The sequence below is a fragment of the Chryseobacterium sp. S0630 genome, from assembly GCF_024158915.1.
Lineage (GTDB): Bacteria > Bacteroidota > Bacteroidia > Flavobacteriales > Weeksellaceae > Chryseobacterium.
Genome location: NZ_JAMZGF010000022.1, coordinates 1 through 14,469, shown reverse-complemented (window position 1 = coordinate 14,469; position 14,469 = coordinate 1). Strand labels below are relative to the sequence as shown.

Annotated in this window: 17 protein-coding genes and 1 riboswitch; of the genes, 9 read left to right on the top strand and 8 right to left on the bottom strand. The window is 36.3% G+C overall.

Annotated features, from left to right (window positions below; translation table 11 throughout):
- The first annotated feature begins 120 nt into the window (after positions 1–120).
- From NK356_RS11645 to NK356_RS11625, 5 genes are all read left to right on the top strand, one after another.
- Positions 121–423, top strand: a complete 303-nt coding sequence (locus NK356_RS11645; RefSeq protein ID WP_034695970.1) for a hypothetical protein — start codon at positions 121–123, stop codon at positions 421–423.
- Positions 423–710, top strand: a complete 288-nt coding sequence (locus tag NK356_RS11640) for a cell division protein ZapA (protein ID WP_034695967.1) — start codon at positions 423–425, stop codon at positions 708–710. Before NK356_RS11645 ends, NK356_RS11640 begins: the two co-directional genes overlap by 1 nt.
- A gap of 233 nt (positions 711–943) precedes the next feature.
- The gene (rny, locus tag NK356_RS11635; protein ID WP_034695966.1) at positions 944–2,509 is read left to right on the top strand and encodes a ribonuclease Y; all 1,566 of its coding nucleotides are present in this window, start codon (positions 944–946) and stop codon (positions 2,507–2,509) included.
- Positions 2,510–2,582: 73 nt separating this feature from the next.
- Positions 2,583–3,824, top strand: coding sequence for an MFS transporter (locus tag NK356_RS11630; RefSeq protein WP_034695965.1), 1,242 nt, complete (start codon positions 2,583–2,585; stop codon positions 3,822–3,824).
- Positions 3,825–4,002: 178 nt separating this feature from the next.
- On the top strand, positions 4,003–4,182 hold the full coding sequence (locus NK356_RS11625; RefSeq protein WP_034695964.1) for a hypothetical protein: 180 nt from the start codon (positions 4,003–4,005) through the stop codon (positions 4,180–4,182).
- An 81-nt stretch (positions 4,183–4,263) separates the two neighbouring features.
- On the opposite strand, the gene NK356_RS11620 is transcribed toward NK356_RS11625, so the two are convergent.
- The 5 genes from NK356_RS11620 to NK356_RS11600 form a co-directional block, all read right to left on the bottom strand.
- Positions 4,264–5,199 carry a YeiH family protein gene (locus NK356_RS11620; RefSeq protein WP_156106448.1) on the bottom strand — a complete coding sequence of 312 codons (936 nt, stop codon included), beginning with the start codon at positions 5,197–5,199 and terminating at the stop codon, positions 4,264–4,266.
- A 105-nt stretch (positions 5,200–5,304) separates the two neighbouring features.
- A complete protein-coding gene (locus NK356_RS11615; RefSeq protein ID WP_253317033.1) occupies positions 5,305–6,180 on the bottom strand; it encodes a LysR family transcriptional regulator in 876 nt (291 codons plus the stop codon).
- Between the two features lie 368 nt (positions 6,181–6,548).
- A complete protein-coding gene (locus NK356_RS11610; RefSeq protein ID WP_253317032.1) occupies positions 6,549–7,856 on the bottom strand; it encodes a voltage-gated chloride channel family protein in 1,308 nt (435 codons plus the stop codon).
- A 31-nt stretch (positions 7,857–7,887) separates the two neighbouring features.
- A riboswitch (Fluoride riboswitch) is annotated at positions 7,888–7,955 on the bottom strand.
- A gap of 183 nt (positions 7,956–8,138) precedes the next feature.
- On the bottom strand, positions 8,139–8,978 hold the full coding sequence (locus NK356_RS11605; RefSeq protein WP_253317031.1) for a GLPGLI family protein: 840 nt from the start codon (positions 8,976–8,978) through the stop codon (positions 8,139–8,141).
- Between the two features lie 100 nt (positions 8,979–9,078).
- Positions 9,079–9,546, bottom strand: a complete 468-nt coding sequence (locus NK356_RS11600; protein WP_034695960.1) for an acyl-CoA thioesterase — start codon at positions 9,544–9,546, stop codon at positions 9,079–9,081.
- 121 nt (positions 9,547–9,667) lie between these two features.
- Here NK356_RS11600 and NK356_RS11595 point away from each other — a divergent pair, with 121 nt between their 5' ends.
- Positions 9,668–10,024: an arsenate reductase family protein gene (locus NK356_RS11595; protein WP_034695958.1), complete on the top strand. Its 357-nt coding sequence runs from the start codon at positions 9,668–9,670 to the stop codon at positions 10,022–10,024.
- A gap of 146 nt (positions 10,025–10,170) precedes the next feature.
- Positions 10,171–10,359, top strand: a complete 189-nt coding sequence (locus tag NK356_RS11590) for a hypothetical protein (RefSeq protein ID WP_253317030.1) — start codon at positions 10,171–10,173, stop codon at positions 10,357–10,359.
- A gap of 61 nt (positions 10,360–10,420) precedes the next feature.
- On the opposite strand, the gene gcvT is transcribed toward NK356_RS11590, so the two are convergent.
- From gcvT to idi, 3 genes are read right to left on the bottom strand one after another with little or no spacing between them, the layout of a single operon-like run.
- Positions 10,421–11,497: a glycine cleavage system aminomethyltransferase GcvT gene (gene gcvT / locus NK356_RS11585; RefSeq protein WP_034695952.1), complete on the bottom strand. Its 1,077-nt coding sequence runs from the start codon at positions 11,495–11,497 to the stop codon at positions 10,421–10,423.
- A 9-nt stretch (positions 11,498–11,506) separates the two neighbouring features.
- Positions 11,507–11,980 carry a hypothetical protein gene (locus NK356_RS11580; RefSeq protein ID WP_034695950.1) on the bottom strand — a complete coding sequence of 158 codons (474 nt, stop codon included), beginning with the start codon at positions 11,978–11,980 and terminating at the stop codon, positions 11,507–11,509.
- Positions 11,980–12,489, bottom strand: coding sequence for an isopentenyl-diphosphate Delta-isomerase (gene idi / locus NK356_RS11575; protein WP_034695949.1), 510 nt, complete (start codon positions 12,487–12,489; stop codon positions 11,980–11,982). Before idi ends, NK356_RS11580 begins: the two co-directional genes overlap by 1 nt.
- A gap of 328 nt (positions 12,490–12,817) precedes the next feature.
- Between idi and NK356_RS11570 the strand changes: the two genes are divergently transcribed.
- Positions 12,818–13,228 carry a phosphoheptose isomerase gene (locus NK356_RS11570; RefSeq protein ID WP_002980498.1) on the top strand — a complete coding sequence of 137 codons (411 nt, stop codon included), beginning with the start codon at positions 12,818–12,820 and terminating at the stop codon, positions 13,226–13,228.
- Positions 13,229–13,314: 86 nt separating this feature from the next.
- Complete coding sequence (locus tag NK356_RS11565; protein WP_253317029.1) at positions 13,315–14,274, top strand: D-2-hydroxyacid dehydrogenase; 960 nt, start codon at positions 13,315–13,317, stop codon at positions 14,272–14,274.
- Positions 14,275–14,469 lie beyond the last annotated feature (195 nt).

The following is a 14,469-nucleotide window of genomic DNA, read 5'->3' as shown; positions in this document are numbered from 1 at the left end:
TACAGAGGAGGTGCACTAGCGCCTCCTTTTTTATTGTTATATCAAAATATAGAGTGTTTTATTTTTGTTAGTGTTATTATTTTTTTATTTTTGCTTTTAGTTAGAATATACAAACCTGAAATGCTTCAAGATTTAGAAAACAATTTTTCAGAATTAGAGAGAAAGATTTCGACTCTGCAAAAGAACTATAAAAATCTTACGGAAAATTTAAAAGAATTAAATTTTGAGCATGAAGAGTTGAAGAAGAAATATGATGAGGAAAGAAGAAAGAATCAGGTATTAGCAGAAGAACAAAAAAATATAAAACTTTATTCAGCAATATCAGGAAATCCTGAACACAATAGATTAATGAAAAACCATATCAACAGATTGGTGAAAGAAATTGATTTCTGTATTGCTCAGCTTCAAAACAGTGGATTATAATGGAGGTAAGGAGAATAACCGTCAACATTGCAGGAAGAGTGTATCCGCTGAACGTACCGGCAGCAGAGGAAGAAACTTTGCGTAAAGTAGGGAAGCAGATCGAGAATATGATTAAAGATTTTGAACAGAATTTCGATGTAAGAGATAAACAGGATGCTTTGGCCATGTGTGCCCTTAAACTGGGAACCAATGCAGAAGTAGTTTCTCTTAACTACGAGAAAAATATTAATTCAACCAATGAAAGATTAACGCAGATTAATCAATCGTTGAATGAAATCGGGAAATAGATTTTTTTTCCTGAAAAGTACTGCCTACAATAATTCTAACACATTAAAGGTAAACTCAACGCTAAACAATTACCGAACAAATGTCCATTGAATGGCGTGCCGGACTTCCGGATTACAGACAGTGGAAATCAGTTCAAATCGTGTTGATTAGGAGTTTACTCTCAATCTCTGGATTATTGTAGGCTTTTTTTATTGAACAAGGATATGAATACAATTAAAACTCAATATAAATTATGATAGAAGTTATAGTCGGTGTTGTTTGTTTAGTAATCGGAGCTGTCGTGGGAATGTTTTTTTCCAGAAGTTCTCTGAATACTAAAGCAAAATTCATCATAGATGATGCAAAGAAAAATGCCGAAAACCTTATAGAAAAAGCTAACGTTCAGGCTGAATCCATAAAGAAAGAAAAGAATCTTCAGGCTAAAGAAAAATTTCTGGAATTGAAATCACAGCATGATGCAGATATTCAATCCCGCGAAAAGAAAATGCAGGAAGTTGAAAAGAGAACGAAAGACAAAGAACATAAGCTGAATGACGAGCTTAGCAAGACTGGAAAACTTGAAAAAGATTTAGACAAGCAGATTGCAGATTATGCTAAGAAAAATGAAATTCTTGAAAAGAAACAACAGGAATTAGATACAGCTACTGCCAAGAAAGTAGAAGTACTTGAGAAAATCTCTAATTATACAGCAGATGAAGCTAAGGCAGAATTGGTAGAAACCATGAGAGCTGAAGCTAAAACAAGAGCACAGGCACATGTTCAGAGCATCATGGAAGAAGCTCAGATGAATGCTAAAAATGAAGCGAGAAAAATCGTTATCCAAACGATCCAGAGAATCGGAACAGAGCAGGCTATCGAAAATTCAGTATCAGTTTTCAACATTGAATCTGATGAAGTAAAAGGTAGAATCATCGGTAGAGAAGGTAGAAATATCCGTGCTTTAGAAGCCGTAACAGGAGTAGAAATTATTGTTGATGATACTCCGGAAGCTATTCTTCTTTCATGTTTTGATCCTGTAAGAAGAGAAATTGCAAGACTATCCCTTCACAGATTGGTAACCGATGGTAGAATTCACCCGGCAAGAATCGAAGAAGTTGTAGAAAAAACAAGAAAACAGATCGAGGAGGAAATCATCGAAGTGGGTAAGAGAACCATCATTGATTTAGGAATCCACGGATTACACCCGGAATTGATCAAAATCGTAGGTAGAATGAAGTACCGTTCTTCTTACGGACAAAACTTACTACAGCACTCAAGAGAAGTAGCTAACATCGCTGCAACTATGGCTGCTGAGTTAGGATTAAACGTAAAATTAGCTAAAAGAGCAGGTCTTTTACACGATATCGGTAAAGTTCCTGAGCAGGAATCAGAATTACCACACGCCCTTTTAGGAATGCAGTGGGCTGAGAAATATGGTGAAAATCCTGAAGTAGTAAATGCTATTGGAGCTCACCACGACGAAATTGAAATGAAGTCATTATTATCTCCGATCATTCAGGTTGCCGATGCGATCTCTGGAGCTAGACCGGGAGCAAGAAGACAGGTATTGGAATCTTATATTCAGAGATTAAAAGACCTTGAATCTGCAGCATTAAGCTTCGATGGAGTATCAAGTGCTTACGCAATCCAGGCAGGTAGAGAACTGAGAGTAATGGTAGAGAGTGGAAAAGTAAATGACGAAGTAGCGTCTCAGCTTTCTTACGACATCTCTGAGAAAATCCAGAATGAACTGACTTATCCGGGACAAGTAAAAGTAACAGTAATCAGAGAAACGAGAGCTGTGAATATTGCCAGATAATAATCAGAAAAAGATATTTGATAAAAACCTTTCAAGAAATTGAAAGGTTTTTTATTTTTATCAAAACTTAAAAATGCAAGAACTGTCCCTGTCTTCAAAACTGAAGTACATTTTCTCTATTCCCGTTATTATTTCTGCCTTAGGCTATTTTGTAGATATCTATGACCTTCTTTTATTCGGTATCGTTAGAATTCCAAGTTTAAAAGCTTTAGGGCTTAATCCGGATGCAGACGGAACCTTTATACTGAACTGCCAGATGGTAGGACTTCTCATCGGAGGAGTATTCTGGGGTATTTTCGGAGACAAAAAGGGAAGGCTTTCTGTACTGTTTGGATCTATTCTGGTCTATTCATTAGCCAATATCGCCTGTGGTTTTCTTCCTTATTTTCCCAAAGAGCATTTGGTGTACCAATATGCAGGTTTAAGGTTCATTGCAGGTATTGGGCTTGCCGGAGAGCTTGGAGCGGGAATTACACTGGTTTCTGAGAGTCTGCCGAAGAATTTAAGAGCAATCGGAACCTCAGTGGTTGCTGGTTTTGGATTAATGGGTGCTGTAGTGGCTCAGCTTACTGTAGAGCTGTCTGGAGGATGGAATATTTCTTACATTATTGGTGGAATCATGGGAATTATGTTATTGATACTGAGAATAAGCGTATCGGAATCCGGAATTTATAAGAATCTTGAGCATAAAAATATCTCAAAAGGAAACTTTCTCTCCTTTTTTACCAATAAAGACAGATTGATAAGATATTTAAAATGCATTGCCGTAGGGTTACCTACATGGTATTGTATAGGGATTCTGGCTGTTTTAGCCAATCAGTTTGCCCCTGAATTAGGAATTACAGAGATCAACCCCGGAAAAGCAATTATGTGGGCTTATGTGGGGATTTCTGTCGGTGATCTGCTGAGCGGTTTTATTTCCCATGCTTTAAAATCCCGTAAAATGGCCATCTTTTATATGCTGATCTTTACCCTGATCGGGGTGGCAATCATGTTATTTGGTAATACGAATACAGAAACAAAATATTATCTGTTTTGTGTATGGCTTGGTTTCGGAACAGGATACTGGGCAATGTTTGTGACACTGGCCGCAGAGCAGTTCGGAACGAATATCAGAAATACCGCCACCACAACCGTTCCTAATATGGTAAGAGGATTGGTACCGGTGATGATATTCGCTTTTGATTCCCTTAAAGGACATTTTCCTGTTGTGGAAAGTGCTGCTATAGTTGGAGTCGTGGTATTTGGGCTTGCATTTTATTCTTCACTTACCATTTCTGAAACCCACGACAGAGACCTTGAATTTACAGAATAATTTAACTTGTTTAATAAATAAAATACTGATAATCCTTATTTTGAATGTAATAATGAAGTTATAATCAATAAATTATTAAATTTTATTCTGGTTTTTGTTGCGAGTGTTTAATATTTGTTTAACTTTGGAATGTAACTAAAACTAAATTATCTAATTAAAACTAAATCTCACGAACATTATGAAAAACGCTAAAAAACTGAGAAAACAAGACTTGAAAAATATTACAGGAGGAATAAGCGGTAATCCGGATTTATCTCTTTGCGGATGCAGCTGCTCAGGATCTGTAACAGGACCTTGGTATTGTGTACAGTATATCGGTTGCCCGCAGGTATATACTTGTGGTGAAGCCGCAATCTAAAGAAAATTATTTCAATTAGAAATAAACATTTCCACATTTAATATGCAGAACCCTTTTGACTTCAAAAGGGTTCTGCTCTTTTTAATGGATGATGTAAAGAAGACTACCGATGCTTATCGTTACCCATAGGATAATTGCCATAACCAAAGGTTTTAATCCGATTGATTTCAGCGTTTGAATAGAAAGGGTAGAACCAATCAAAAATAAAGTCAGATTCAGACCGGATTTTGCAAGAACAGTAATTGAAGTGCTGAAACGATCAAGAAACGGGAAATAAGTATTCAATAGGATCGCCACAATGAAATATCCAATAAACCATGGAATCTTTATTTTGGAATCTTTACTTTTAAAAATAAACATGGTAATCAGTGAAACAGGAATAATCCATAAAGCACGAGCCAATTTCACAGTAGTTGCTATTTTCAAGGCTTCATCTCCATATTTGCTGGCAGCGCCTACTACAGAACTCGTATCATGAATTCCCACTGCACACCAAAGTCCAAACTGTTCCTGTGACAGATTCAGAAGATGTCCTATGGCAGGATAAACAAACAGCGCAATAGAATTTAGGGTAAAAACAATAGCCAGCGCAAGAGAAATCTGTTTCGTACTGGGTTTAATAATAGGAGATACGGCTGCAATGGCACTCCCGCCACAAATAGCCGTTCCTGCGGAAAGAAGATAAGATAAAGGTCTTTCCAGTTTAAATAATTTTCCAAGAAAATAACCTAATACCATTACAGTAACAATACTTACAACGGTCAGCATCAGTCCTGTTTTTCCTGCGTGAAGTGCTTCATCCAGCTTCAGCCCGAATCCCAGACCTACAATTGAAATCTGCAGCAACAAATGAATATATTGATGAAGGTGTTTTTCAAATGGGTTTCCGATAAAAACAACTAGAAAAAAACCTAGAGCCAGAGCGATTGGAGAAGATATAAGCGGTGTAAGGCATAATACAGCCAAAACAATAAAAAATACTTTCCGTGTCATTTCATTTTGAATGAAATCTTTCATAATGCGAACTTTTAAAATCTGCATCAAAATTCCGGAAAATACTATTATAAAGTAAATCGTATTTTGTTATATTGGATAACTAAAGGTTATATCTTTGCTTGTTGCTTATTCTGCAAATCTCAGAAAAAGCCTGATCAGTTCAGATTGTTCGCCTTTAGGAAGAATAAAATGAAAATCTCTTTCAATACTGAAATTTTTAATATCAATCACGGTCAGTATATTGTTTTTCAATTCATTCAAAATCGTACTGATGGAAAGAAATGCCATACATTCCGAATGAAGAAGATAATTTTTGATACTCTCACTGCTTCCCAGCTGCATGACAGTATTCAGATCGTTCATATTGATTTCTTTTTCTTTAAGCCTGTTTTGTATAAACTCAAGAGTTCCAGAACCTTGTTCTCTGAAGATCAGATCCAGTTGATACAGATCTTTTAAGTTTAATGTTTTATGAGAAAGAGGATGATCTGACTTTGCAGCCAGAACAATTTCATCCGGCTTAAATGTTTTATACTCGAAATAAGAAGACTGTGATTCTCCTTCAATGATGCCCAGGTCAATCTTTTCTTCCTTCAAAAGGGTTGTGATGGTTTCTGTATTTCCTGTAAGAAGTTCAATCTTAATATCTTTATAATATGAATTGAATTTGGCCAAAATCTCCGGTAAAATATACTGTGCAACAGTTGTACTCGCCCCGATAATCAGTTTTCCCTTATGCTGCTGATTGATCTGGCTGATCTCAAATTCCATATCACGGTAGATATTTCTGATCTTTTCTGCATGCTCAAACAGAATCTTTCCGCTTTGGGTTAATTGAATAGAAGTTCCTTTACGGTCAAATAGCTTAGCACTTATCTGAGTTTCAATTTCTTTAATATGTTTAGTAACAGCCGGCTGGGAAATATGTAGCTCTTCTGAAGCCTTCGTAAAGCTTAATCGGGTAGCTACCGTATGGAAAACTTTTAATCTGTAATCGAACATGGGGTAAAATTACGAATTATAGTTGGAAATGGAGTGAGGGAGTTGGTGAGTTTGAGAGTTTGAGAGTGGGAGGGTTTGAGGGTGATGAGATGCGAGTTGCGAGTTTCGGGGTTTTTTGAGTCTGAGAACTTGAGAGATTCGGGATTCGAGGTTTGTGGTTTTGAGTTTGAGTGATTTTTGGTTATGCGATTGTATATTTTGGGTTTCAAGATTTTATAAGCGAACAACTAAGAACCAATAAAAACCAGCATCACACAACAAAATAAACCTAATGTAAATCTCATAACCACGAATCTCGTACCTTTTAACTAGCAACCCGAATCCCGAATCTCGCACCCCGAATCTCGCACCTCGAAACCCGTAACCCCTTATAAAAAATCCGAAATAGATTTGTCCTGCTGATTTTCATACCTTCTGTTTTTTGCTTCTCCGATCTTCTGTTTTGTATAAATACTGTTGTGACCGGAAAGAAGATAAGATACAACACAGGCAATAGCCACATACACACCACATTCCGCTCCAAATAATTCAATTCCCATCAACATACAGGCTAACGGAGTATTGGTAGCTCCGGCAAATACGGCTACAAAACCCATTCCCGCCAATAATCCGAAGGGTAATGGGATGAAAAGTGATAAAGCACTTCCTAATGTAGCTCCGATAAAGAATAAAGGGGTGACTTCTCCACCTTTGAATCCAGCGGAAAGCGTAACAATGGTAAAAATCATTTTTAATGCAAAATCATATAATGGAAGCTGCTTTTCAAAAGATTCTACAATCACAGGAACTCCCAATCCGATATAGCGGGTTGTTCCCATTGCAAAAACAGCAAGTGCTATAATGATTCCTCCTACAACAGGACGAAGCGGAGGATATTTGATTTTTGATTTGAAAAGAGAGCCCATCCAATGGATGATTTTACTGAAAGCAGCCGCACAGATTCCAAAGACAATACCCGCCAGAATACTGTAGAGAATGGGTAAAAACTCCAGTTTGGGAATAAAATCAATATGATAATGAGTATGTTTTACATTCCAGAGATTGGTTGCCCAGTCTGCCAGAATTGCAGAAGCGAATGCCGGAAAAATGGCATTGTAACGAATTCTTCCGATCAGAAAAACTTCAAGACCAAAAACTGCTCCTGCAAGTGGAGTTCCGAAAACAGAGCCAAATCCAGCAGCAATCGCTGAAATAACCAATATTTTTCTGTCGTTTCTGTCGAGCTTAAAAGGTTTTGTAAGCTGATCAGCGATAGCTCCCGCCATTTGAAGTGCTGTTCCTTCACGGCCTGCAGAGCCTCCGAAAAAATGGGTTACAATCGTTCCGAGATAAACAAAAGGTGCCATTTTAAAAGGAATGATTCCCTTAGGCTCATGAATAGTATCAATTAACAGATTGTTTCCTGCTTCTACATCTTTCCCGAAGTAATAATAAAGAAGTCCTATCAGGAATCCCGCTACAGGAAGCAATGCAATCAGCCAGAGATGGTTTTCTCTGAAGTTTGTTGCCCATTCCAGAGATTGAAGAAATCCTGCTGAAGCGGTTCCTATTAAAGTTCCAATAATGATACTGATACACAACCATTTTAAAATATAGGGTAGAGCCGGAAATTTTCTGAAGAAAAAATGAGTAAGAAAAATTGCTTTTTTAGCTGGTGTTCTTTGACTTTTTGACATGATAATCCTGATTAGTTATTTGTTAATAATCTTTTAATCAGGCGTCATCAGCTTTTGTAAAGCGGTTGGGTAAGGAAGAACACCATTTCCTTTTGATACTGCAAATATAAGAATTATGATAAAAAGATAAAAGATAAAAGATAAAAGATAAAAGATAAAAGATAAAAGATATTACCATTAAGTATCCGGATGTCAACATCAATAGAGGTGGGCTTTAGCCCACCTAAATAAATTTTTAACTTTCCTCAGGCTTTAGCCTAAACTTAAAAATAAACCATCGTTTTAATATATTGGATAATGCATTGCTTTATCAATCTCAAGCGGATTGTTGTATTTTCTTATGACTTCCTGCATACTTTTGGTTTGGGTATTCAATTCATCTACATTCCGGATTTCTTTTCCATTGATATTAATTTTAAGATCATTATTGGATTTGCTGAAATTGTTTCTCTCGAAAGCAAAAGGATCGTTGTAAAATTCCATGATCAGTTTATATTTTTGCTTTTCATTGATAGAAATGGCTTTGTTTCCGAAATTGGATTCAATAAAGTTATCTGTCGGATAGACTTCCGGCAGTTCCTGACTTTTAATAAGATGATAAATGAAGTTCTTTTTGGTATCAGAAAGCTCAAAAATTAAACCTGGCAATCCTCGGAGTTTAAATGGTCCTTCATTAAAAGGAATATCTTTACAGAACCAGGCGATCCAGTTTCTTCCTCCAAATCGGGTAGTGGCTTTTTGTAATGTATAATTTTCTACCTTTTTGGTTTCATCAGAGATTATCCAGTTTATTTTATCTGTAGTTTTAAAGGAGTAATATCCATTTTTAATATTAATGAAATTCTCATTATCAAAAGAATTGATTTTTCTTTTCACTACCTGTCCGGACATATCCGTATGACTGGTATTCATCCCGAATTTCTTGTTTAAAGAATCCGTTGTAATGAGATTTCTTCCGTAGAATTTTACCTCTTTGGGAGTAATATCCAGTATCATATTCAGCTTTTCATAAGAGGTTTCGGTAGAATCCATCTTATATTGCAGTTCATACATAAACCGATGCGTCTGAGCCGGACACAAAGCTATCATAAGCAATGCCGTTAAGGTGAAAATACTTTTCATATCATGTGATTGGTCGTCTTTTTGTCATTGATTTCTCAAAAACGTTAAACCCTGAACCTTAAACTTTGAACCTCGTACTCTTGCATCTCGAAACCCGCTCTTACAAAAACGGTTTCATTTCATTCTCAATCTGCGTTCTCAACTCCATCAGGCGCTTAGCGTAAATTTCCTGCTGCTTTTCTTCTTCTGTTTCGGGGATCCATTTCGGTACAGGAAGTTTCTTTCCGTTTTCGTCTACCGCCACAAAAACAATAATACAGTGGGTTTTTTTCTCAAAATTCGGCTGTTTCAGGTTTCGGGAAAAGACATTGATGGCAATATGCATACTGGATGTTCCGGTATAGATCACCTGTGCATCTACTTTTACCACTTCACCGATTTTAATTGGATCGTAAAAACGGATTCCACCTACATACACCGTGACGGAATAATTACCACTCCAGGTTGTCGCACATGCATAACCCGCCTGGTCAATCCATTTCATAACACTTCCTCCATGTACATTTCCTCCGTAATTAACATCTGAAGGCTCCGAAATAAACTGAAAAGTAATAGGCTTGTTCTGCATCTTTATAAAATTTGAATAAAGTTATTTAATAATTTCCAAAGTTTTAGATTAAATCCTACTTTTGAAAGACGAAACTTTCAATGAAAGAGAATTTTAACCCATAACAGATTTAGAAACCGTAATGAAGAAAGTATTTTATCTCAACACATGTGATACCTGCAGAAAAATTTTAGCCCAATTCGATCTTACAGACTGGGAACTTCGCGAAATCAAAAAAGAGCCGATTACGAAAGAAGAATTGGTGGAAATGCATAAAAAAACAAAATCATACGAAGCATTGTTCAGCAAAAAATCTACTCAGATCAAACTGAGAGGGCTGGATGTGAAATCTTTGACTGAAAAAGATTTTAAAGAATTATTGCTGGATCACTACACCTTCCTGAAAAGACCTGTATTTATTACTGATAAGGAGATTTTCGTTGGAAATGATAAGAAAAATGTTGAAGAACTGCAGAAGTTCTTTGGCGTACATGAATAAATAAAACTTTAACGAGTTAATTTATCCGGCTTAATGATTTCTATTGTTAAGCCGGTTGTTTTTATTTGGGAGTGTGTTTTATGTTGTTGTTTTTTAATGTTTTGTTGTGATTTATGACTATATTTATGATCACCAAAAATTACATCATGAAAACAAACTTTTCAAAAACAAAGAATCTTAACAGATCAGCCTTAAAGGAAATTAATGGTGGAGGGAAAACCCTTCCGGTTAACTGTAATACATTATGTTTTCCTGCAGGCGGAGTGCTTTCCAATACTCCCGGGGTAGGTGATGCCTGTTCTCCCGACAGGAAAATCTGCTGTATCTGTTATTAGACAAAAAAGAGGCTGTGAACACATCACAGCCTCTCTTATTTAAGTATATCTTCAGAACAGATTATACAAAAGGAGCTTTTACCACTTTTGCAGGAATGTTCTTGTTTCTTACCTGAATAAAGATCTCAGATCCTAATTTGAAATGTGGTTTGTCTACATAAGCAAGACCTAAACCTACTTTCTTCATTGGAGACTGTGTTCCAGAAGTTACTTTTCCAATCACATTTCCTTCAGCATCTACTACAGGATAGTCATGTCTTGGAACTCCTTTGTCTGTCAATTCGAAACCTACTAATTTTCTTCCAACTCCTTCTTCTTTCTGTTTTGCAAAAACATCTTTAGAAACGAAGTCTTTATCAAATTTAGTGATCCATCCTAAACCAGCTTCAATTGGAGATGTAGTATCGTCGATATCATTTCCGTAAAGGCAGAATCCTTTTTCTAATCTTAAAGTATCTCTGGCAGCCAGTCCACAAGCAATGATTCCTTCTTCTTTACCTGCTTCCATTACAGCATCCCAAAGTTTTTCAGCACTTGCATTATTGAAATAAATCTCAAAACCTCCGCTTCCTGTGTAACCAGTGTTTGAAATGATCACATCATTTTCTCCTGCAACACTTCCTACGGTAAAATGATAGTAAGGAATTTCTGAAAGGTTTACTTCCGTAAGTTTCTGAAGAATTTCAGTAGCTTTTGGCCCCTGAACTGCCAATAATGACATCTCATCAGAAGCATTGGTCATTTTAGCTCCGAAAGTATTGTATTTTGAAATATGATTCCAGTCTTTATCAATATTGGAGGCATTTACTACTACAAAATATTTGTCATCTTCCATTTTGTATACGATAAGGTCGTCTACAATTCCTCCGTTTTCGTTAGGAAGACAAGAATACTGAGCTTTTCCGTTTTCAAGAGCATCTACATTATTAGTAGTTACGTATTGTAAAAGATCTTTTGATCCTGGTCCTTCGATGAAAAACTGTCCCATGTGGGAAACATCAAATAATCCTGCTTTTTCTCTTACGGCAAAGTGCTCTTCTGTAACCCCTGAATATTGAACAGGCATTTCAAAACCTGCGAAAGGTACGATCTTAGCTCCCAAAGAAACATGTTTGTCGTACAAGGCTGTTTTCTTCATATTTAATTTTTATTTCTTTATTTTAAAACTGTTAAAAGTCTCATTGAATAGGGTCATATAGTTTCCGTTCCAGAACTTCTGGCCACAGTTGATGGAAACTAAATATAAGTTTTTATCTTTTTGAAAAGCCTTGGTAATCCAGAACAGCTTCTCTTTTTCATCAAAATGTTCATACAGATATTCTGTATATCCTTTTTGGCTCTTTTTTGCTTTTACTTTTTTCTCTTCATCCTGGGATTGATAAAGGGCCAGGATGAATTTTTTCACTTCTTCTTTTGGAAGAGAAAGATCATGATATTCCGAGATGGTAATAGCACCGATCTGGCTGGTAGGGAAAATATTGATGATCTCACTGTCGTTGGTGGATTTCCAACCTTCAGGAACATTGATAGAGTAGTTCGGAGTGTCAAATACACCTGCCTTTTGGGCAAAAAACAGACTTCCTGTCAGAAAAGCAGAAAAAAGCAATATTTTTTTCATCATTAAAAGTGGTGTTTATATTCTTCGAGGATGATTTTGAACCATTCCGTAAAGTTTTCAGGCTGTTCGGAAATTTCTTTATCCAGATCTTCCATAGAAATGAATCTTACTTCTTCCACTTCCTCTTTATTTAAATTGAAATCAGTTTCATGATTTCCTACAAATACATGATCCAGCTCGTGTTCCCAAAGGCCACCTCCTACATCTGCTTTGTAAATAAAATTGAATTTTTCTGAAAGCTCTGCCTCAATTCCCAGTTCTTCCTTCAGTCTGCGTACTGCTCCTTCTAGATAAGTTTCCCCTTCTCGTGGGTGTGAGCATACTGCATTGGTCCATTGATTGGGAGAATGGTATTTTCCTGACGCTCTTTTCTGCAATAGCATTTCTCCTTTATTATTGAAAAGAAATACAGAAAAAGCACGGTGTAACAGGCCATTGATGTGAGCCTGCTGTTTCTCCATCAGCCCTAAAACTTCATCTTCAGGATTTACTAAAACGACAAATTCTTCCATTCCTACAAATGTAAGAGTAATAAATGTATTTTGGAAATTTTTAGATAAACATCATGCTTTTTGTAATCATGATACAAGATGATGAAGAAGCCGGCAATGCAAACAGGTAAATTTGTTAATTGCTTAATTGATTTTCTTTTACGTTTTCACTTTATTATTTAAAAACAAAATACGAAACGAAAATTTTTAACTTTTTCGGGTGAAATGACGGATAAAATATTGATATTATTCTTTAAATAATAGTTTTTGTAGTAAAATATTAACATAAACTAAGATTAATATACCTGATAGTTGTAAAAACGCTAACTTTGTTACTTAATATTTAGTAATGGAATTAGAATACATTGAACACATTAGTCCTATTCTAAAGGATGGAATAAAAAATTACTTAATAGATATCGACGGAACCATTACAGATGATGTTCCCAACGAAGAACCGGAAAGAATGGTTACCTGCGAACCTTATCCTGATGCACTGGAAACAATCAACAGATGGTATGACGAAGGACATCAGATCTGCTTTTTTACTTCAAGAACCGAAAATCTAAAACAAATCACGATCGACTGGCTGGATAAGCATGGCTTCAAATACCACAGCGTGCTTTGCGGAAAACCAAGAGGGGGAAATTATCACTGGATAGACAACCACCTGGTAAGAGCTACAAGATACAAAGGAAGATTTACGGATTTGGTAGAAAAACAAGTGACCATTGAAGTATTCAAAGAAGACGGCGAATAAAAATATAATTCAAAGATTTAAAGATTAAATGCGAACCTGTTCCTTTAATTTTTAAATCTTTCATTTTTTAATATACTTGATATTTTATGAAAGTTTTAGCAAACGACGGCCTTGATCAATCTGGAATAGATGCATTGACAGAAAAAGGCTTTGAGGTGATTACTACAAAAGTTCCACAGGAATTTTTAGTAGATTATATTAACGAGCACAAAATCCGTACTCTTTTGGTGAGAAGTGCTACGCAGGTAAGAAAAGATATTATTGACGGATGCCCGTCCATCGACATTATTGGCAGAGGTGGAGTAGGTATGGATAATATTGATGTAGATTACGCTAGAGAAAAAGGTATTCACGTGATCAATACGCCTTCCGCATCTTCAGAATCTGTGGCTGAACTTGTTTTTGCCCATTTATTTTCCGGGGCAAGATTTCTTCAGGATTCCAACAGAAAGATGCCTTTGGTAGGAGATACTGAATTTGGAGGTCTTAAAAAAGCCTATGCTGCAGGGATTGAATTGAGAGGAAAAACCATTGGTATTGTAGGAATGGGAAGAATCGGTCAGGAAGTGGCAAGAATTGCTTTAGGACTTGGGATGAGAGTGGTAGCGGCTGATAATAATGTTGGAAAAGCAAGTATCAAAGTGAAGTTTTACAACAATCAGTTCATCAACGTAGATATCGAAACTGAACCACTTCAGGAAGTGCTGAAACATTCAGACTTCATTACTTTACACGTTCCGGCGCAGAAAGACGGTTATATGATCGGTGAGAATGAATTTGAAATGATGAAAGAAGGAGTGGCTATTGTGAACTGCTCAAGAGGAGGAGTTATTGATGAAACAGCTTTGATTCAGGCTTTGGATTCAGGGAAAGTAAGATTTGCCGGATTGGATGTGTTCATTAATGAGCCAACCCCTTCTAAAGAAATCCTTACTCATTCTAAAATCTCTCTTACTCCTCACACAGGAGCGTCTACTCTGGAAGCACAGGATAGAATCGGTCTTTCCCTGGCAGAGCAGATTTCAAGTATCTTACAGATTCAATAATCTGAAAACGATATAATATAGCAAAAGAGGTTGTCCAAAAAGTTTGGGCAGCCTCAATTTTTTGTTGATAGAATTTTGAAGAGTTTGAGAGTCATATAAATGTCTTGAATCAACCTTAGGTCTGACATTTTAAATAAAAAAACATTCTTATTCGATAAAATTTAAATAGAATCAAAAGGTCGCTCCTCCGGAGCT